Raw genomic sequence first — 19086 nt, forward strand, 5'->3', positions numbered from 1 at the left:
CATCGGCAGAGCGATCTTCTCATGCTCTCCCATGACTTCGCAGATAGCGGGCAAGAAAAATCTCGTCTTCGATTTCCAGGCCTCTCTCCCCGGACAGACTCTCCAGATGATGACGGAACTCATGGCGAAGCACCTCCCGGATCTTCCGGGTCACCTGTTCCTCGTCAGCGTCCTCCATCATCCGGACAAATGAACCGTAATACAGCGTGATTCCTCTCCCGAAGTTCGGCGAGCGCGTATACTCTCCGAGGATGTACAGATCGTCCGCTACGCCTCTGGGATGGGGCCTGGCATATTCCTGAACGATCACGCCGTTATTCAGCTCCCGGAAAAACGCCGCCGGAAGCTCATCCATCATATCTCCCGTGATTTCGCGGAAGCGTGCGAGGCTTACCATGCTCCGCCTCCGCCGCCTCCGAAACCGCCTCCGGAAAAGCCGCCTCCGCCGAAGCCTCCGCCGCCGTCACCGCCGATGTCGCCCCAGCCTTCTGACACAGCATCCGCGACAGCTGAATCGAATTCGCCGGCGATTCCCCGTCCCCAGGAGTTCAGCATACTCCCGTACCACAGCGGAGTCCATACAGAAGCGGTATCGTAGCTGTCGTACCATTCCGGCTGCGGAACCTTGATATCGGTGAATTTCTTCGCCCATCGGGTTGACATTCCCATGACATACGCATACGGCATGATATCGAAAAAATATTCCGGATCCTGATCGGACAGCATTTTCAGCCGGTCGTACTCTGCGTCCCGGATGAAGTCGCGGAAGCCCAGGATCTTTCCCTGCCACTCCGCGCTTTTCTTTGTGCGGGCCTTCATCAGCGCCACGAAGACATAGGATATCGCAATGGAAACAAGCACTGCCGCCGCAACCGGCATGCTGCCCAGCCGGTCGAAAGCAAGCGACGCCGCCAGCATCGCTCCGGCTCCGGTCAGAGCGATTCCCGCGGAAAAGCGGACGATATTTGAACCTCTGGTCCGGGCGTCCTTGTGATCGAAGGCGCTCATAACGCTTCCGATTCCGATGATCTGAATAATCAGTTCGATTGCGATCCACAGAATGCTCGTGCCCGCGCCTGTTTCCATCCTGGGCAGCTGAATCGCCGCAAGCGGCGGAACGACCAGAAGAGCCATTCCGATCCCTCGGCAGACCTTGGACGCTTCTGTGAACAGCCTGTTCTTTTTCTTATTGTAATGACCGATCAGCTTATCCTTTGTCACCATCAGCGCATCGCCAAACCCGGCGGGCGGGTTCTGCATATCCGCCTCATCTCCCTCGGCAAACAGCTGATTGAACAGATATTTCACAAAGCCCTTTTCCTGTTCGTCAATCTCCCGGAGCTTTGTCACCCGGAAGGCATTACGCTCATACTCCCGGATCTTCAGATAGCCCTTCGATGCGTAGTACATCAGGAGAGAGGAAATATCCGTTCCCTCCACGTTCCCGTCGATGATGTACCCCAGTTCTGCCGGCGTCATATTGTCCGGCGGATAGAATTCCACCGTCCTGACCACCCTGGGATCCCGTCCGAACAGGAACCACAGGAGCAGGAGGATCAAAGGAATCAGCGCCAGCACACAGTAAAGCAGAACCCTGAAAATGTGTCGGCTGGCAGGATCCACCCAATAGCCCTGCGGCAGCGTCGCCTTGACCGTCACGCCGTAATGGCGCGGCAGACTGCTGCCCTGAATAGTGAGCGTATTAGTCTTCTTATCCACTGTCCTGCTGAACATCGGATCCAGGCCGCCGACCGTCCGGTACGCGCCGCTGTAATAGCTGACCTTATCCCAGTCTATCGCTTTCGGCATGGTCAGGGTCAGCTTCGTCTTTCCTATCGCGGTCACCCACTCGGTGGGAAGCAGATCCAGCGACAGGTAGTCCTCCTTTTCCGAGTCGTCCTCGTAGCAGACCAGATCGTAGGAAAGCGTATAGGTATGCTTTCCGGTGATGACCTCGTCGGGATCGCCGATCTTGATGTAACAGAAGGAATACTGACCGCCCAGACTGCTGTCGGAGCCGGCTTCCATCTCATAATCCGACGGATCCTTACCGCTGTCGATATTCCGTATTTTATAATACTTCTCCGGTACAGGTATGTACCGGGTGATGCCGTGGTGCGCAGACTGATTGAAATTGACCCGTATAGTCTCCTTCACATGGATCACATGGTTTTCACTGACGGTCGCGCTGACATTGAATATCTCCGTTTCAAAGTCGTCCGATGTCGCGAACGCGTCGTGTGGCGAAGACCAGATCACCGCAATCAGCGCCAGAAACAAAACAAAGGCTGCGATCCGCGGCCTTTTAAATGATGCGCTATGCATTGAAATCCACCTTGACGTTCCGGCGTTCCTCCTCGTTTTCCACCTCAAACATCGGCTTCCGGGTATAATGGAAAACGTTCGCAATGATGTTGCTCGGGAACATCTGACATTTGTTGTTGAAAATCTTGACGACCGCGTTGTAGTACTTCCTGGAGTTCGCGATCTCATCTTCGATTCTCTGGAGCTGCGACTGCAGATCCATGAAATTCTGATTCGCCTTCAGATCCGGATAAGCCTCCGAAATCGCAAAAAGAGACTTCAGCGTGCCGGACAGAATGTTCTCTGCCTGCGCTCTTTCCTCCACTGTCGACGCGCTCTGCGCCATGTTGCGGGCCTCCACGACCTTCTGCAGTGTGTTCGACTCATGAGCCGCATACCCCTTGACGGTTTCCACGAGATTCGGAATCAGATCGTATCTCTTCTTCATGTACACGTCCATGGTGGCAAACGCCTCTTCACAGTTGTTGTTCGCCCGGACAAAGCCATTGTACGCGGCAATCAGCCACACTACAATGACGCCGACGATGACGGCGATAATAATACCGGCAATAGCAATCATTCAACTACCTCCCTGTCTCCCAGTTGACCGGTTCCTGACCGGTGCTGACCAGGAATTCATTCGCTCTGGAAAAGTACCGCCCTCCGAAAAAACCGTTATAGGCCGACAGCGGACTGGGATGCGCTCCTGTGAGTACGAGGTGTCTGCGGTTGGTAAGCAGCGGCCGTTTCGCCTTTGCGTTCCCTCCCCACAAAATAAATACCAGCGGTTTTTCCCGTTCGTTCAGCAGCTGGATGATCCGGTCTGTGAGAATCTCCCAGCCCCTGCCCTTGTGAGAGTTTGCCTGATGTTCTCTGACCGTGAGCACCGTATTCAGAAGAAGCACGCCGTCTTTCGCCCAGTTCACCAGGCTGCCGTTATCCCGGGGCGGCGGAGAGATTCCGAGATCCTCCTGCAGCTCCCTGAAAATGTTCACCAGCGACGGCGGCTGCGGTACTCCCGGCATCACGGAAAAAGCCAGACCGTGCGCCTGTCCCTCTTCATGATACGGATCCTGCCCCAGAATCACAACCTTCACATCATTGTACGACGTATATTTCAGCGCATTGAAAATATCGTACATATCCGGATAAATTCTGCGGCTGCGGTACTCCCGGATCAGAAACTGCCTCAGTTTCTGATAATAATCCTTATCAAATTCTCCCTTCAGGATTTCATCCCATTCATTTCCAATACTAACCATGTCACAATTATACCTGAAAGACACATGAGATTCAAGATAAATGCGGAACGGGGGCGGCTCCCGGCTCCATCTCTGACGACAAAGGATCTGCCCCGACGCCGCAGAGCGGCGGATTCCCAAAGCCGCGAAACGACTGCTCTTAAAGGCGGAACGCTTCAGACAGCGCGATGACCGCTTCGTTCTTTTTGTCAGAATCAATCGCCGCGGAAATCGAAATCTCCGAGGTCGTGATGTTATAATGCCGTATACCGTTTTCCGCCAGCGTTGCAAAGGTTTTTCCGGCAACTCCCACATGAGTAGTCATCCCCACGCCCACCAGCGAAACCAGGCAGATGTCTTCCTTCTTCATGACCTCCAGATTACAAAATCGGGAATTTCCGGCAAAAGCTTTGTCGATAGCCTCAATATCCCCGCCGGAGCAGCTGAAGGATACCGCGCACGCATTCTCCGAATACGTCTGCTGCGAGATCACATCGACATTCACGCTGAGATCACCCAGCATCTCAAACAGTTCCGATATCGCGTCCCCGCTGGTGGCGATATCCTTGATAGTATAAATCACGATGTCATCCGACACGCTGATTCCGCTGACCGCAGCTTCCTGCACAATCACACTTCTGTCCACGATGAATGTACCTCCAATCCTGTTTTCATTGAACGCCGGACCCACAAAGACCTCAACGCCCAATGTCTTCGCCAGTTCTATGGCGCCTGCCTCCAGATCCGTTTCACCCAGAGCTGTCAGCTCCATCGCCTCTTCATAGCTTATTTTCGGGAACACGGTACGGCTTTCCGAAACCTTCGGATCCACGACACAAACGCCCTCAGCATTTCCGTAGAGTTCGCAGCCGCATTTCAGGCCGCCCGCAATCGCCACGGCCGTCGCGGCGGAACCGTACCGTCCCAGCCGGTCCTCCATGCCGAAATCTCCAAACCCCTGAAATCCGGGAATAACCGCAACCTCTCCGGCAAGGAACGCGTGCTCTATACGATCCAGCATAATCTCATGCTTCCCCCGATACCGATCCACGATATCCAGAGACTGCCCCCGGATATCCTCGATCACACGGGCTCCGACACCTCTCTTTTCCAGAGCGCACGCCATCAGTGCCGCAGTCTGAAGCTCCGACGCCGAAAACAGCGCGTCCAGCTTATCCCGGCTGATCTCTTCCCCGAAGGTTTCTGCACGTGTCAGCGTCTGCTCCGCGATTTCGTGCATAGACGCCATAACGAGCACCAGCCCGTCCACGCGGCTGCGGTATTCCGCCACATGATCCGCGATCCGGTTCAGATCCTCCATGTTCCTGAGGTACTTTCCCCCATATTTCTGTACCAGATTCATAGTTCCTCCATTTTCTCCCGGTTCTTCACAACCCTGTCTTATATCGGATATTCTAACATAATCGCACAATTTAACAAGTCTTTTTTTGTTGTTTTTCAACAAATAATATTGTGCGCCGCCTTCGCGAAAAATACTGCCCGGCATTTACATTTCCGTTCCGCACGTATATAATGTTGGCAGCGTTATCCCGCCGGCAGTTACTGCATAACGACGGCCGCCGGCTGGCATCCTGCAGCAGATTCTGCACCGGTGACGAATCAAAAAGGAGAAATCTGAAACTGATATGAAGAAGCATGCGATCATCCCGATATTCATTCCGCACCTCGGATGCCCCTATAACTGTATTTTCTGCGACCAACGCACGATTACGGCTCACACGGCACCCGTCAGCGAGGAGGAGGTCACGGAAACCATTGAAACCTGGCTCTCCACACTGGAACACGTGGAGACGCGGGAGATCGCCTTTTACGGCGGAAGCTTCACGGCCATTCCCATGGAACTCCAGAACCGGTATCTGCGGATCGCCGGACGATACAAGGATAGCGGCAGGATTCACAAAATACATCTGTCCACACGGCCGGACGCCATCAGTCCGTCCATTCTGGAAAACCTCAGACGACATGGCGTCGATACTGTCGAACTGGGCGTGCAGTCCTTCGATGACCGGGTTCTGACCCTGAGCCGCCGCGGACATGACAGCGCCGTCGTTTACCGGAGTGCCCGTATGATACAGGAATACGGCTTTGAACTTGGAATTCAACTGATGATCGGCCTTCCCGGTGACAGCCCCGAAGCCTGCATCCGCAGCGCCCGTGAGACGGTTCGCATCCGTCCGCAGATCGCCCGGCTCTATCCTGTCATTGTCATTGAAAACACCGAACTGTATCATCTGTGGCAGAGAGGCGCCTATCATCCGCTTACGCAGTATGAGGCAGTGCAGTGGACAAAGGAAATGTACAAAATCCTTGACGCCGCCGGTATCAATATCATCCGCGTCGGTCTGAAAAGCAGTGATCATATCCGGACGGGCGGAAGCATCGCGGGAACCACTTTTCATCCCGCTTTCCGTCAGCTGGTGGAGGGGGAAATCGCAAAAGAGCGAATCGAAGAGCAGCTCGCCGCATCCGGCTTTGTTCCCCGCAGCAGCAGAAATCCGAAGAGGGAAGTTCTGTGCATGGCAAACGCCCGCGGACTCTCGAATCTCGTGGGAAACGGAGGCCGCAACCGCAAATATTTCCTTGATAAATACCCCGGAATTGTTTTATCATATAGAGTATGCAATGAACTACACGATGGTGAATACATCGCGAGAATAAAGGGAGACAAATAATGAACGAAACACAGAAAGCAGTCGTTACTGTCATCGGAAGGGATATGGTCGGAATTCTGGCCAGGGTTTCCACCGCGGCAGCAGAAGGAAACGCGAACGTTATGGAAGTGACTCAGTCCGTTCTGGACGGTTATTTCTGCATGATCATGATCATCGACATCACAGAAGCGACCCGGTCCATCGAGGAGCTTCAGGACAGCATCCGCACGGCCGTACCCGATATGCAGGTCCATGTCATGCACGAGAACATCTTTAATTCGATGCACCGGATCTAGGAAAGGGGTGGGCACAGTATGCTGAATATGAGCGACATCATGGAAACCATCACCATGATCCGGGAGGAAAATCTGGACATCCGGACCATTACTATGGGAATCTCTCTGATCGACTGCGCCGACGCAGATATCGACCGATCCTGTGAGAAAGTCTACCGGAAGATCTATTCCCACGCAAAGGATCTAGTGAGAACCGGCGAAGTCATTGAAAAAAAATACGGTATTCCCATCGTGAACAAGCGTATCTCCGTCACTCCCGTCTCGCTTCTGGCGGGAGTCAGCGGTGGCGATCCTGTAAAATACGCCCGGACTCTGGACCGGGTTGCGCATGATGTAGGCGTGGATTTTCTGGGCGGCTATTCTGCGCTGGTGCAGAAGGGCTTCAGCGCCGGAGACCGGGAACTGATCGATTCCATTCCGCAGGCGCTTGCGGAAACGGAGCTGGTCTGTTCCTCTGTCAACATCGGATCCACCAAAGCGGGAATCAACATGGATGCGGTAAGTCTGATGGGCGAGAAGGTTCGAGAGGCTGCAGAACTCACAAAAGATCGTCAGTGCATCGGCGACGCCAAGCTGGTTATATTCTGTAACGCCGTGGAAGACAATCCATTTATGGCAGGGGCCTTCCACGGAATCACGGAGGCCGACACAGTTGTCAGCGTCGGCGTGTCGGGCCCCGGCGTGGTTCGCTCCGTACTCTCGAAAATGCCTAAGGACGCTCCTCTGAACGAGGTGGCGGAAACTATCAAGCGCACCGCCTTCAAGATCACGCGGGTCGGTCAGCTGGTGGGGACGGAGGCCGCAGAGATGCTGGGCGTCCGGTTCGGCATCATCGATCTGTCACTGGCCCCCACTCCTGCAGTCGGAGACTCGGTCGCCCATATCCTGGAAGAAATCGGTCTGGAGCAGTGCGGCGCTCACGGGACGACGGCTGCGTTGGCAATGCTCAACGATGCGGTGAAAAAGGGAGGTCTGATGGCTTCTTCCAGCGTCGGCGGACTTTCCGGCGCCTTCATTCCGGTCACTGAAGATGCGGGGATGATTGCCGCCGCCCGCGCCGGCACCCTTTCCATTGAAAAGCTGGAGGCCATGACAGCTGTCTGCTCTGTCGGGCTGGACATGATCGTCATTCCGGGCGATACGCCGGCGGATGTGATCTCCGCAATCATCGCCGACGAAGCCGCCATCGGTATGGTCAACTCCAAGACCACCGCCGTCCGTGTGATTCCGGCGATCGGACTGGCCGAAGGCGAGGAGCTGGACTTCGGCGGTCTCCTGGGCAGCGGGCCGGTCATGAAGGTCCGGAGTCAGTCCCCCTCCGTCATGATCCGCCGCGGAGGAAGAATCCCCGCGCCGATGCAGAGTCTGAAGAACTGACATCACATGCCAAAGCGCCCTGCGGGCAGCAGCGTCACACAGCTGTCCGCAAGGCGCTTTAGTATTTCAGCGTTTTGGCATCTCAGCGGATTTTTGTTTTCAGACTTCCAGCGCTTGCGGTTTACTGAATCGACAGAACCTTGTAATCCTTCGCCTCTACCGCCTGCTTCAGCACATCATCCGACACGTCTCCGCTCAGTGTGACCACAGCTTTGTTCGCCTCGTGGCTCACTTCAGCGCTCTCTACGCCCTGCACCTCTTCCAGCGCCTTCTTCACGGTCGCTTCGCAGTGTCCGCACATCATTCCTTCGATATTCATTGTCTTTTCCATTTCTGTAACCTCCTGATTTACATTTTCCTTTCGCTTTATCTTTTTATCCTTTGAAGCGTCATGCAGTCTGAAAAGATTCAGGCGCAGCGCGTTCATACACACGCAGAAGCTGGACAAGCTCATGGCCGCGGCTCCCAGCATGGGATTCATGGACCATCCCGTCAGGTGGACATAGGCGCCTGCCGCCACCGGAATAAGGATGGCGTTATAGAAGAACGCCCAGAACAGATTCTCATGTATATTCTTCACCGTCTGACGGCTCAGCCGCAGCGCCGCCGGAACATCGCTGAGTCTGCTGTTCATCAGCACCACATCCGCCGCGTCGATGGCAACGTCCGTTCCCGCACCGATGGCGATGCCGGTATCTGCCCGTGTCAGAGCAGGCGCATCATTGATTCCGTCCCCGACCATGGCGACCTTGCCCTGCTTTTTCAGTCTGCGTATTACGGCCTCCTTGCCGGTCGGCAGAACGCCCGCGATAACCTCGTCCACGCCGGCCTGCCTTCCGATCGCCCGGGCGGTACGCTCGTTGTCCCCCGTCAGCATGACCACATGGATGCCCATATTTCTGAGCTGCCGGATCGCCTCCGGGCTGTCCTCCTTGATGGTATCCGCCACCGCGATCATTCCGGCGAACCGGTCGTCCTCTGCGAAATACAGACAGGTTTTTCCTTCCTCTGCAAGCTTCTCTGCCCTGTCAAGGATCGCCTGAGGCACCGGGCATTTCTTTTGTACAAAATCAAGGTTTCCCCCGGTCAGAGACAAGCCGCTCCGCATCCCATGCAGCCCGTGACCGCTGACGGCCTGAAAAGCCGTAACATCGTCGGGTACGACTCCCTGCGATTCCGCCCGGGACAGCACTGCCCGCGCCAGCGGATGCTCACTCTTTCCTTCCAGCGCCGCGGCCAGGGACAGCAGTTCAGTTTCTGTGAAGCCTTCTGCAGGAACCATATCCGTCACCTGCGGCTCGCCTCTGGTAATCGTTCCGGTCTTATCCAGCGCGACGATCTGCGTGCGGCCGGTTTCCTCCAGCGACTCCGCAGTTTTAAACAAAATCCCGTTCTTCGCGCCCAGGCCGTTTCCGACCATGATTGCGACCGGCGTCGCGAGCCCCAGTGCGCAGGGACAGCTGATTACCAGAACAGCAATTCCGCGGGCCAGCGCATATCCCGGATCCTGCCCGACGAGGAGCCAGATAATCATCGTAACGATTGCAATTCCGATGACAGCGGGAACGAAAATCCCCGAAACCTTATCTGCGATCTTGGCAATCGGAGCCTTTGTCGCCGCAGCATCGCTGACCATCTGAATAATCTGCGCCAGGGTAGTATCCTCGCCTACGCGGGTCGCTTCGGCCCGGATGAATCCGCCCTGATTCACCGTCGCTGCTGAAACCATATCGCCTTTTCCTTTGTCCACCGGAATACTCTCTCCGGTCAGCGCCGATTCGTCAACCGCGGTCTCACCCTCCAGAATCACTCCATCCACCGGAATGTTCTCCCCCGGACGGACCACGAACTGATCTCCCGCACGGACCGAATCAACGGCAACCTCCGTCTCCACGCCGTCCCGCAGAATCGTTGCGGTTTTCGGTGCAAGTTTCATCAGGCCTTTCAGCGCGTCAGTCGTTCTTCCCTTCGACATCGCCTCCAGCATCTTTCCGATTGTGATCAGCGTTACAATCATCGCGGCTGCTTCGAAATAAAAGTCGTGCATATCCGCCATCACTGCCGCGCTGTCTCCGGCAACCTGATCCCCTGTCATGCGGAACAGAACGAATACGCTCCATCCGAAGGAAACCGCCGACCCCATCGCCACAAGAGTGTCCATGTTCGGCGCGCCGTGCATCAGGCTTTTGAAGCCGCTGACAAAGAATTTTTTGTTGATCATCATAACGACGACTGCCAGGATCATCTCCAGAAGTCCCATGGCCACATGATTCCCCTGAAAGAACGCCGGCACCGGCCAGCTCCACATCATATGTCCCATGGAGAAATACATCAGCACCAGCAGAAATCCCACGGACGCGATCAGGCGGCGCTTCAGGACCGGCGTTTCGTGATCCGCAAGAGCCTCCTCCTCCGCCGCGTAACGGTCATAACCGGTTCCGGCCGCCGATGCTGACGCGGCCACTGGTGATGACGCGTCCGTTGATGCTGACGCGCCCACTGATACGGGCGATCCCGGAGTTCCTCCGACAACTTCTTTTGCCGCGCCCTGCACCGAAACGCCCCCTGCATTTCCCCGCGTCTTCGGCGAAGCGCCGTATCCCGCGTCCTGCACTGCTTTGATGATTTCCGCATCCGATGCGGTGCCTTCAACCCCCATGGAATTGGTCAGAAGACTGACTGAGCATCCGGTAACTCCCGGTACTCTGTTCACCGCCTTCTCCACCCGGCTCTGACAGGCCGCGCAGCTCATTCCCGTAACAATATACTGCTTCAAAATCTCGCCTCCCTTGCGTTGTATCTCATTATTTCATCAGTTTCTGAAGTGTCTTCAGAAGCTCGTCAATCGTTTCGTCATTTCCCTCACGAATATCGTCAGCCACACAGGTGCGGATGTGATTCGCCATCAGTACCCGGTTGAAACTGTTCAGCGCCGAGCCGGCCGCCGCGCTCTGGGTCAGGATGTCAGGACAGTAGGCGCCCTCCTCCACCATGCGTTTCAGCCCGCGAATCTGGCCTTCAATGCGGCTCAGCCGATTGATCAGATCTTTATATTCCTCCGGAGTCCGCTCCTTGGTTCGATGCTGGCAGCAGCAGTTCGGTGCTGATCCTGCCGCCATATCCGGCGGCGTTGGCAGAGTCGTCGGCTCGGCTGACGGCGAGACCGCGGGCACTGTTGACGGCGAGACTGCGGACGAAGTTCCGGACTTTGACGAAGCACCGGATGCTGACGAGGCTGTGGTCGCTGTTGGCGGCGAGGCCGCCGTTTCCGCTGTTTCTATTTCTGATTTAGTACGGTTCTCCATGATTTTCCCCTTCCTTCTTCCACCGGCACTCCGCAGACTGTGCTCCACCTGCCGCGGCACATACATGCCGCATCGTTTTTCTTTTGTTGTCCCTACATACCCCATCGGGGTATCTGCCAGACACAGCTATTATATACCCACCTGGGGTATCAGTCAAACATCAGATTCTCTGCAGTCTGCAGCAATAATTTCCGTCGGTTATTGCGAATCATCTCACTCTGTGGCATAATGACCGCAAGGAGGAATCACTCATGAAAAAAATCAGTCTTGGAAAAACAGGAATCACTTCCGACAAAAACGGATTCGGTGCGCTGCCCATCCAGCGCATTTCCTTCGAAGATGCCGAGCGCATCATTCTCAGGGCCATCGAAGGCGGCATCACCTATTTCGACACCGCCCGTTTTTACACAGACAGTGAGCAGAAGCTGGGACGCGCACTCGCGGGCCGGCGGCACGAAGTCACTATCGCCACAAAGACAATGTGCAAAACCACCGAAGAATTCTGGACTCAGCTTAATCAGTCGCTGACCGATCTGCGCACCGACTACATCGATATCTACCAGTTCCATAACCCGGACTTCTGTCCCAGGCCAGGCGACGGCACCGGACTTTATGAGGCCATGCTGGATGCGAAAAAGCAGGGGAAAATACTCCATATCGGCATCACCAATCATCGTCTTCCGGTAGCCGAGGAAGCTGTTGACTCCGGACTCTATGAAACACTACAGTTCCCGTTTTCTTATCTGGCGGCCCCACAGGATCTCGCGCTGGCCGAAAAATGCGCACAGAGCGGAATGGGATTCATCGCAATGAAAGCTCTTAGCGGCGGTCTGATTAACCGCGCCGACGTTGCTTATGCATTCTGCGATCAATACGATTATGTACTGCCTATCTGGGGAATCCAGAAAATGTCCGAGCTGGAAGAATTCCTGGAATGCAGAAAGAATCCACCCGCCTACGACGAGGAAATGCAGGCTTTCGTCGCTTCCGAGCGCGCCCAGCTCTCCGGTGATTTCTGTCGCGGATGCGGTTATTGTATGCCATGTCCCGCAGGTATAAAAATCAACGATTGTGCCCGGATGTCACTGCTGATACGCCGTGCGCCTGTCGAGATTTATATGAACAAAGAATACCAGGCTGAGATGCAGAAGATAAAAGGATGCTTGCACTGTGACAGTTGCCGGCAAAAATGTCCCTACGGCCTGGACACACCGGCACTGCTGGAGAAAAACCTCCTGGATTACGAAGAAGTTCTGGCCGGAAAAGCTTTGTAACTGCAGCAGCGCTTACTTTGCTACAACGACGCAGCGAGGCCTCGTACCCCTGCAAGCAGACGGACAGCCCCGGGAGGCCTCGCAAAGCCCGGCATTGTTTCATATCTATTGTCAGCAGCAAGCACTGCATCACAATGTATCGTAATTAGCCGATTTCAAAGCTTCCTAAATGGCCCTTGATCTGAAAATCTGCCACATTTCTCGAAAAATCCAAAAATGTGGCAACTCTGACCATCATCTAACCCGTACCTGGCTTTAACTCCGGCACCGGCCGTTCTTGGCCGACAGTCTCCAGGCTAATCCGAGAAAGTCCGACATAATCAACATAATCCGAAAAGACCGCCGAAAAAAAGAGGCTGTACATCAGCTTTTTGTATTGCCAGATGCCGCAGCCTCCTGTTTATGCATATTCCGATGTTTTAATTTCGTCCCTGCCCAGTTCCGCAGGTTAATCTGCGTTTTCTCCGGTCTTATTGTCCCCTGTGCAGCAAATCCGATTAAATTCTGTCAACTTCGCCGGACTCGGCTTCATTCCCTTGCGGGCTCGTTCGCAGTGCCTTGTGGATTCGGTCGCAGTTTCCTACGGACTCGGCCGCAGCTATTTAACCTTTACGGTTTTGGTTGCGGAGAATTTGCCGAAATAGTTTTTGCCGCCGACTGTCTTGTACGCGCGGACTTTGACGGAATACTTCTTTCCTTTCTTCAGGTTCTTAATGGTCTTTTTGGTCAGCTTCGTGTTGACCTTGAACCACTTACTTGAGCCCTTCTTCTTATATTTGATCTGATACTTCGCGCCTTTGATCTTTTTTACGGAAACTGTGGCTTTCTTTGTTCCTGCCTTAAGCCCTGTAATCTTCGCGGTCGCGATTTTCGGGGCTTTGACAGTGACAGTCGACGCCTCACCGAAGATTTTGCCTGTAATATTTGCGCCGGTCCAGTCCTTAATGTTGACGGTTCCTGTCGGCGCAATTGTATAGGTACCCGGCTTTGTCAGAGTAAATGTCGCCGCACCGTTCTTGTAGGATGTCTCGACGGCGGTCAGTTTTCCGGTACTCTTATCGACTGTATTCAGCGTTACGGCGGCCGGCTTGATGCTGCTGTTGCTTACGGCGTCATATACTGAAACCTTTGCCGTGATTTTCTCGCCTGCCGTCGCGGTGTACGCGGTCTTTGTCAGATAGCTATACTGATCCGAGTAATTTTTGTCGCTGTAGGCTCCTGCGAAGAGCCTGTCTCCATCCTTCACCGCGATTTCAGAAACGCCCATCTTATTATATTCGCCGTTTGTAAAATAGTATCCGACGATATCATGCCCGAACTGCTTTGTGACCAGCGAACCGTAGTCGGTTCTGGAGAGCCCGAGATACTCCGTCACCTTGTCTTCTCCGTATGTCTGAATGGTTGCCGCGACAAGGACGTCAGCGTAGGACACACCGTCCGCCTCCACGGTTTTCAGATCCGGGAAATACTTCTCCGCCAGATCGCCGGTGGCCGTAACCTTCTCATTTACCATATCATACTGATCCGGAATGCCGGCACTGAACGTAACCGTCGCCTTCTGCGACGCCGTACCCTCCGCGAACGCCATTCCCGGCATAAACGCCATTACCATTGTCAGGGCGAGCACCGCGATCAGTGCTCTGGAAAACTTCTTCATCACTTAACCTCCTCTGATAATCTACTTTACCTTCTTATATACGATACCGGAATATGCTCCGTATATCTTCTTACCGCTTACTGTGCGGTATGCGCGAACCTTGTAATAATATGTCTTGCCTTTTTTGAGCTTCTGGTTGGTGTATTTCACGGAAGATCCCTTCTTCAGGGTCGCGGCGGTTTTATACTTTCCGCTTTTACTGGTGGCTCGAACTACCTGATAACCGCTGGCTTTAGACACCTTTTTCCAGCTCACGGTAATTTTCCTGCTTCCCGCTCTGGCTTTCACTGAACCCGGCGCCGGTGGCAGAGCCTTCACCTTGAGTGTCGACGAATTGTCCGTCACCGAACCGTCCATCAGCTCCGCGCGAATCCGGAGGTAATAGGTTTTCCCTGTTTTCAGACTTCCGACGGCCGCCGATGTGGCGCTGTTCTTTGCGGTTTTCACCTTCCTGTAAGTCTTTTTGTCTGTACTCTGGTAAATAACAAAGGATCTTACATTCTCCCGCGGCGACCAGGACAGCGTGACCGACTCGGTCGTCTTCGGCGCGGATTTCAGACCGGTCACTGCCGAAGTGCTCTTGCCGCTGCCGACGGCCATAATGTCGCCGGCGTCATTTTTGTAGTACAAATTCCCGTCCGCGTCGCTCACGACCGGCGAAATGCAATACTGCTGCAGGGGCGGTATAAAGGTTTCGCCCTGAGCCGAGACTCTCAGATCGTCAGTCAGTTCTATGTAATAAATCCCACCCGGCGGCCGGTTGTAGGTGGAGTAGATGCAGATTTTTCCGCTGTTTCCTGTGGAGATCAGCATTTCGCCCTGTACGTTTGCGGGAGCCTTCACGGTTGTCGCAATCTCCATCTTATCCTTGTCAATCGCGTAGATATTCCCGCCGTTGCTGCCTATGTAGAGGTTATCACCGCTGATGAGCGGCGTGTTGACAGAGGGAGCGATTTTGACCTTTCCGGCTTCTGTCAGACTCGTTCCTGAAACCTTGTACTTTGTCAGATAGCCGACCCCTGTGCTGTCCATGGACATGTATGTGGCAGTCTTGGATGCAACATAGACACTGTTGCCGTCAGACACCGGGGTGGAACGGATGGTCATGCCATCTCCGGCATTCAGGACCTTGGTAACAGTTGTTCCTGTTTTCGACGCGATGTAGAGATTCCCGCCGTCGCTTCCGAAGACCACTGAATCGCCCACCTCACAGGCGCCGTCCCAGTAATACCCTTCTTTGTCATACTGTCCCTGCTCCCAGGCAAGGGAAAGGTCTGAAAGCTTCAGCGCAAAGTATGTTCCGCCCTCAGCACTGTCGTTCCAGGTTCCGCCGTAGATCCGGTCTCCGATGATCTTCAACGGTCCTTCGTTCTGTCCTTGAAATTTCTTGCTCGTTGCGAGCTTCTTCAGATCGCTGCTGTACTTCACCACGGAGGAGCCGTTCACAAAGACATATACGTTGTGGCTGCTGTCGACGGCGACCGGCGATGTACCAAAGCCCGCCGTACCGGGCAGCGTGCTGCCGGCCAGCACCTTGCCGGTGTCTTTGTCCAGCTTGTACAGCTTCTTTCCCGCGACGAAGTATACATAATTTCCGTCCACTGCCGGCGGTGTCGGCGCGTTTGTGAAGTCCATCGGCTTACTGGACGTGATGAAGCGCCACTTCAGATGTGTATTCCAGGTTCCGACCGGCGTCGCAGCCGTTGTAACCGCCGCAAACGCACTGGCCGGCATCAGCATCGCAACTGCGATGACAAAGGTCAGAAGACCGATTGACATTTTTTTCTTCATTTACTCACTCCTCATTGAAACAACAAAAAACTGCGGCTTGCGCCGCAGTCCGTTTTCACTGCTGTGCATTCTGCATAGGAGTACACCGCTCCCGCAGAATTCCATTCATGCAGGTTTCCTGACTCGTGCTCTTCATCCTGACCCCGTCTTCCCGGAAATACCAGTGACTGCCCGTGCGGGCGGGGGCCGGACTCCCACTTACAGTGGCGGTACCGCGCAGGTCTCTCACCTGCTTCCCTCTCAGCGCCGCGTTCCACGCGGCGAACATGAACTGACTTCTTTTACTATCGTACCCGTCTTCACAGAAAAAGTCAATCATTTTAATGTTCTTGATTATATATCGGTTGACCGTTATAATATAGATGAAAGCAGGTGAAAAAATGTCCCTACGTGAAGCGTTAAAGAAAAAAAATATGTCCATATACCGGCTGTCCAAAATAAGCGGACTCCCTTATACAACTGTACATGATATTTACAATAACAAAGCACAGCTGAAAAAATGTAGCGCCGAAACAGTTTATAAGCTCGCTCGTACGCTAGGGGTTTCCATGGAAGAACTTCTGGCGCCCTCCTTCTTTAAACGCGGCAGTTTTGAAAACTTCAAAAGCGCTGTCTGCCATCGTGTCAGGGAACTGGGAGATATTGATTTTATTATCAACACACTGGAAAGCGGGGATATCCGCACTTATTATAACCTGCAGTGGTATCCTGAGAGCCTTTATCTTCTTGGTATGCTGGATTATATAAGCCGGGAAAATGACATACCGCCGGACAGCGAATATGATGACCTCCGTCAATGCCGTCTGGAAAAACCAATTTATCCGTCCAGCCTCCTGGCTCTGTCCGCAGCAGCCGGGAACAGCAGCGCTTTGGAAGAAGCGGTGAAAACAGCAATTCCAGAGTTTATTCGATTTAATATTGTAGAAAATGAGGTTCGAGATATCATCTGATCTGCGATTTGAATTTACCAAAGAGAATATTGACATTTATCTGAAAGAGCTTGGAAAGGAATATCGCAGGCAGCGTGGTAAGGGTATGCCTGCCGAACTGATATTGATCGGTGGAGCCTCAGTTCTGATCAATTACGGTTTCCGGAACATGACGACAGATGTCGACGCTGTGATTCAGGCAGCTTCCGGCATGAAGGATGCAATCAATGCGGTCAGAGATCGATATGGGCTTCCCAACCATTGGCTGAATGATGATTTCAAGAATACGAGTTCATACACGCCAAAGTTAATCGAGTTTTCCGTCTACTACAAAACCTTCTCCAATGTTCTCTCCATCCGCACCATAGCATCGGAGTATCTGATTGCAATGAAATTGCGTTCCGGGAGACAATATAAAAGCGATTTATCCGATGTACTGGGCATCCTGGCAGAGCATGAAAAAGAAGGAACACCGCTCAGCATGAAACAGATACGAAAAGCTGTAACTGACCTGTACGGTGATTGGAATTCTCTTCCGAACGTATCTCAGGTATTCATAGAAAATGTCATGGAGAACTCCGGATTTGAACAACTGTATGAGCAGATCACACGAGAGGAGCAGGAAACTAAAGAATTGCTGATTCAGCTTGAAGAAAACTATCCGGGTATAATCACCAGAGCCAATGTGAACGGCATCGCTGAAAATCTTCAAGAAAAGGCTGACAGAGCTTCAATTCTTGCTAGGCTCAGACAAAAGAAATCTGTCGATACGAAAATAACTGACGAAAAGAAATCAGGCGGCTGAACGTATCTGGAGAAACTTTATTTTACTGTAACTCACATCCAGCCGCCTTCTTCATCACACCATCTTCGACGGGTCCACCCAGGCGTCGAAATCCTCCTCAGACACCAGCCCCAGCTTGAGGGCCGCTTCCTTCAGCGTCGTTCCTTCCTTATGCGCCAGCTTGGCGATCTTCGCAGCGTTTTCGTATCCGATGTGCGGGTTCAGCGCGGTGACCAGCATCAGCGATTTCCGCAGATTTTCATCTATTCGCTCCCTGTTCGGACGAATCCCCTCCGCGCAGTTTCTGCGGAAGGAATCGCAGGCGTCCGCCAGCAGGTTCACTGACTCCAGAAAATCGTAAATCATCACCGGCATGAACACATTCAGCTGAAAGTTCCCCTGCGACGCCGCCAGCCCGATGGTCGTGTCGTGACCCATGACCTGAACACAGACCATGGTCATCGCTTCACACTGCGTGGGGTTGACCTTTCCGGGCATGATGGAGCTGCCGGGCTCGTTCTCCGGAATCGTGAGTTCGCCGATTCCGCATCGCGGGCCTGATGCCAGCCACCGGACGTCGTTGGCGATTTTCATGAGATCCGCGGCCAGCGCTTTCACGGCTCCGTGAACAAAGACCAGTCCGTCCTTACTTGTCAGGGAGTGAAATTTGTTTTCTGCGGTAACAAAATCCCTGCCCGTGATCCGGCTGACGGCGGCAGCCGACTCTCTTCCAAATTCTTTGTGTGCGTTCAGACCCGTTCCGACTGCCGTGCCGCCCAGCGCAAGCTCCCGCAGATAGTGCAGAGAGTCCCGAAGCATGGCGGCGTCGTGCTCCAGCATAGACCTCCACCCGCTGATCTCCTGACCCAGCGTCAGCGGAGTGGCGTCCTGCAGATGCGTCCGCCCCGTCTTGACGATGTCCATGTACTCCGTTTCCAGCCGCCGGAAGGTCTGCGTCAGACACTCCACTGCGGGAAGCAGACGGTCCTCTGTGGCGCAGAGCGCCGCGATATGCATCGCGGTCGGGAAGGTGTCGTTAGAGCTCTGAGACTTGTTGACATGGTCGTTAGGATGAAGGAGCTTTTTCCCGGCGATTTCGTTTCCGCGATTGGCGATGACTTCGTTTACATTCATGTTCGACTGCGTTCCGCTTCCTGTCTGAAAAATCACCAGCGGAAAATTCCCCTCCAGCTTCCCCTCTGTAATCTCATCGCAGACACGGCCGATTAACTCCGCACGCTCCGCGTCAAGCATTCCGAGCTTTTCGTTGGCCTGCGCCGCCGCCTTTTTCAGCACCGCGAATGCGCGGATCACCTCTGGCGGCATCCGGTGCGTCCCGATTTTGAAATTCTCAAAGCTTCGCTCCGTCTGCGCGCCCCAGTATTTGTCCGCGGGGACTTTTACCTCGCCCATCGTATCGTGCTCGATTCTGTACCGTTCCATTCGTCTCCCTCCT

General features: G+C 54.0%; 16 protein-coding genes and 1 riboswitch. Of the genes, 6 read left to right on the top strand and 10 right to left on the bottom strand.

Annotation, left to right across the window (positions count from 1 at the left end; all coding sequences use genetic code 11):
* Positions 1 to 19 precede the first annotated feature (19 nt).
* The 5 genes from FYJ64_RS05500 to FYJ64_RS05520 all read right to left on the bottom strand — a co-directional run bounded on the left by FYJ64_RS05500 (position 20) and on the right by FYJ64_RS05520 (position 4908).
* Complete coding sequence (locus FYJ64_RS05500) at positions 20 to 397, bottom strand: metallopeptidase family protein (RefSeq protein WP_154574206.1); 378 nt, start codon at positions 395 to 397, stop codon at positions 20 to 22.
* On the bottom strand, positions 391 to 2325 hold the full coding sequence (locus tag FYJ64_RS05505) for a DUF2207 domain-containing protein (RefSeq protein WP_154574207.1): 1935 nt from the start codon (positions 2323 to 2325) through the stop codon (positions 391 to 393). Before FYJ64_RS05505 ends, FYJ64_RS05500 begins: the two co-directional genes overlap by 7 nt.
* Positions 2318 to 2884: a LemA family protein gene (locus FYJ64_RS05510; protein WP_154574208.1), complete on the bottom strand. Its 567-nt coding sequence runs from the start codon at positions 2882 to 2884 to the stop codon at positions 2318 to 2320. Before FYJ64_RS05510 ends, FYJ64_RS05505 begins: the two co-directional genes overlap by 8 nt.
* 4 nt (positions 2885 to 2888) lie before the next feature.
* Complete coding sequence (locus tag FYJ64_RS05515) at positions 2889 to 3566, bottom strand: uracil-DNA glycosylase (RefSeq protein ID WP_154574209.1); 678 nt, start codon at positions 3564 to 3566, stop codon at positions 2889 to 2891.
* A gap of 139 nt (positions 3567 to 3705) precedes the next feature.
* Positions 3706 to 4908: an amino acid kinase family protein gene (locus FYJ64_RS05520; RefSeq protein WP_206045551.1), complete on the bottom strand. Its 1203-nt coding sequence runs from the start codon at positions 4906 to 4908 to the stop codon at positions 3706 to 3708.
* A 283-nt stretch (positions 4909 to 5191) separates the two neighbouring features.
* Here FYJ64_RS05520 and FYJ64_RS05525 point away from each other — a divergent pair, with 283 nt between their 5' ends.
* From FYJ64_RS05525 to FYJ64_RS05535, 3 genes are read left to right on the top strand one after another with little or no spacing between them, the layout of a single operon-like run.
* Positions 5192 to 6238 (top strand): elongator complex protein 3, encoded by a 1047-nt coding sequence (locus FYJ64_RS05525; RefSeq protein WP_154574211.1) that lies wholly within the window; start codon positions 5192 to 5194, stop codon positions 6236 to 6238.
* Positions 6238 to 6513: an ACT domain-containing protein gene (locus tag FYJ64_RS05530; protein WP_075712480.1), complete on the top strand. Its 276-nt coding sequence runs from the start codon at positions 6238 to 6240 to the stop codon at positions 6511 to 6513. The genes FYJ64_RS05525 and FYJ64_RS05530 overlap by 1 nt, the downstream gene beginning before the upstream one ends.
* A gap of 18 nt (positions 6514 to 6531) precedes the next feature.
* Positions 6532 to 7890: a PFL family protein gene (locus tag FYJ64_RS05535; protein WP_154574212.1), complete on the top strand. Its 1359-nt coding sequence runs from the start codon at positions 6532 to 6534 to the stop codon at positions 7888 to 7890.
* A 121-nt stretch (positions 7891 to 8011) separates the two neighbouring features.
* Here FYJ64_RS05535 and FYJ64_RS05540 read toward each other — a convergent pair whose 3' ends face one another.
* Entirely contained in the window at positions 8012 to 10666 is a 2655-nt protein-coding gene (locus FYJ64_RS05540) for a heavy metal translocating P-type ATPase (RefSeq protein ID WP_235897119.1), read from the bottom strand.
* A gap of 28 nt (positions 10667 to 10694) precedes the next feature.
* Positions 10695 to 11300: a metal-sensing transcriptional repressor gene (locus FYJ64_RS11890; protein ID WP_465250618.1), complete on the bottom strand. Its 606-nt coding sequence runs from the start codon at positions 11298 to 11300 to the stop codon at positions 10695 to 10697.
* Positions 11301 to 11446: 146 nt separating this feature from the next.
* On the opposite strand from FYJ64_RS11890, the gene FYJ64_RS05550 reads away from it, so the two are divergent.
* Complete coding sequence (locus FYJ64_RS05550) at positions 11447 to 12469, top strand: aldo/keto reductase (protein ID WP_154574213.1); 1023 nt, start codon at positions 11447 to 11449, stop codon at positions 12467 to 12469.
* Between the two features lie 598 nt (positions 12470 to 13067).
* Here FYJ64_RS05550 and FYJ64_RS05555 read toward each other — a convergent pair.
* Both FYJ64_RS05555 and FYJ64_RS05560 read right to left on the bottom strand, forming a co-directional pair.
* A complete protein-coding gene (locus FYJ64_RS05555) occupies positions 13068 to 14126 on the bottom strand; it encodes a fibronectin type III domain-containing protein (protein ID WP_154574214.1) in 1059 nt (352 codons plus the stop codon).
* A 21-nt stretch (positions 14127 to 14147) separates the two neighbouring features.
* Positions 14148 to 15917 carry a fibronectin type III domain-containing protein gene (locus FYJ64_RS05560; RefSeq protein WP_154574215.1) on the bottom strand — a complete coding sequence of 590 codons (1770 nt, stop codon included), beginning with the start codon at positions 15915 to 15917 and terminating at the stop codon, positions 14148 to 14150.
* 91 nt (positions 15918 to 16008) lie between these two features.
* Positions 16009 to 16202, bottom strand: a riboswitch (cobalamin riboswitch).
* A 77-nt stretch (positions 16203 to 16279) separates the two neighbouring features.
* Between FYJ64_RS05560 and FYJ64_RS05565 the strand changes: the two genes are divergently transcribed.
* Positions 16280 to 16867: a helix-turn-helix domain-containing protein gene (locus tag FYJ64_RS05565; protein ID WP_235897120.1), complete on the top strand. Its 588-nt coding sequence runs from the start codon at positions 16280 to 16282 to the stop codon at positions 16865 to 16867.
* A complete protein-coding gene (locus tag FYJ64_RS05570) occupies positions 16845 to 17651 on the top strand; it encodes a DUF6036 family nucleotidyltransferase (RefSeq protein ID WP_206045552.1) in 807 nt (268 codons plus the stop codon). Before FYJ64_RS05565 ends, FYJ64_RS05570 begins: the two co-directional genes overlap by 23 nt.
* Positions 17652 to 17705: 54 nt before the next feature.
* Here FYJ64_RS05570 and fumC read toward each other — a convergent pair whose 3' ends face one another.
* Positions 17706 to 19073: a class II fumarate hydratase gene (fumC, locus tag FYJ64_RS05575; RefSeq protein ID WP_154574216.1), complete on the bottom strand. Its 1368-nt coding sequence runs from the start codon at positions 19071 to 19073 to the stop codon at positions 17706 to 17708.
* Positions 19074 to 19086: the final 13 nt, after the last annotated feature.

It is taken from the genome of Hornefia butyriciproducens (assembly GCF_009695915.1).
Lineage (GTDB): Bacteria > Bacillota > Clostridia > Peptostreptococcales > Anaerovoracaceae > Aminicella > Aminicella butyriciproducens.

Excerpts from the sequence above, each read along its gene's own strand:
- FYJ64_RS05510 (WP_154574208.1), bottom strand. The coding sequence starts at position 2,884 with ATGATTGCTATTGCCGGTATTATTATCGCCGTCATCGTCGGCGTCATT.
- FYJ64_RS05555 (WP_154574214.1), bottom strand. The coding sequence starts at position 14,126 with ATGAAGAAGTTTTCCAGAGCACTGATCGCGGTGCTCGCCCTGACAATG.
- FYJ64_RS05565 (WP_235897120.1), top strand. The coding sequence starts at position 16,280 with ATGAAAGCAGGTGAAAAAATGTCCCTACGTGAAGCGTTAAAGAAAAAA.
- FYJ64_RS05570 (WP_206045552.1), top strand. The coding sequence starts at position 16,845 with ATGAGGTTCGAGATATCATCTGATCTGCGATTTGAATTTACCAAAGAG.
- FYJ64_RS05520 (WP_206045551.1), bottom strand. The coding sequence starts at position 4,908 with ATGAATCTGGTACAGAAATATGGGGGAAAGTACCTCAGGAACATGGAG.
- FYJ64_RS05525 (WP_154574211.1), top strand. The coding sequence starts at position 5,192 with ATGAAGAAGCATGCGATCATCCCGATATTCATTCCGCACCTCGGATGC.
- FYJ64_RS05530 (WP_075712480.1), top strand. The coding sequence starts at position 6,238 with ATGAACGAAACACAGAAAGCAGTCGTTACTGTCATCGGAAGGGATATG.
- FYJ64_RS05550 (WP_154574213.1), top strand. The coding sequence starts at position 11,447 with ATGAAAAAAATCAGTCTTGGAAAAACAGGAATCACTTCCGACAAAAAC.
- FYJ64_RS05500 (WP_154574206.1), bottom strand. The coding sequence starts at position 397 with ATGGTAAGCCTCGCACGCTTCCGCGAAATCACGGGAGATATGATGGAT.
- FYJ64_RS11890 (WP_465250618.1), bottom strand. The coding sequence starts at position 11,300 with ATGGGGTATGTAGGGACAACAAAAGAAAAACGATGCGGCATGTATGTG.
- FYJ64_RS05515 (WP_154574209.1), bottom strand. The coding sequence starts at position 3,566 with ATGGTTAGTATTGGAAATGAATGGGATGAAATCCTGAAGGGAGAATTT.
- FYJ64_RS05505 (WP_154574207.1), bottom strand. The coding sequence starts at position 2,325 with ATGCATAGCGCATCATTTAAAAGGCCGCGGATCGCAGCCTTTGTTTTG.
- fumC (WP_154574216.1), bottom strand. The coding sequence starts at position 19,073 with ATGGAACGGTACAGAATCGAGCACGATACGATGGGCGAGGTAAAAGTC.
- FYJ64_RS05560 (WP_154574215.1), bottom strand. The coding sequence starts at position 15,917 with ATGAAGAAAAAAATGTCAATCGGTCTTCTGACCTTTGTCATCGCAGTT.
- FYJ64_RS05535 (WP_154574212.1), top strand. The coding sequence starts at position 6,532 with ATGCTGAATATGAGCGACATCATGGAAACCATCACCATGATCCGGGAG.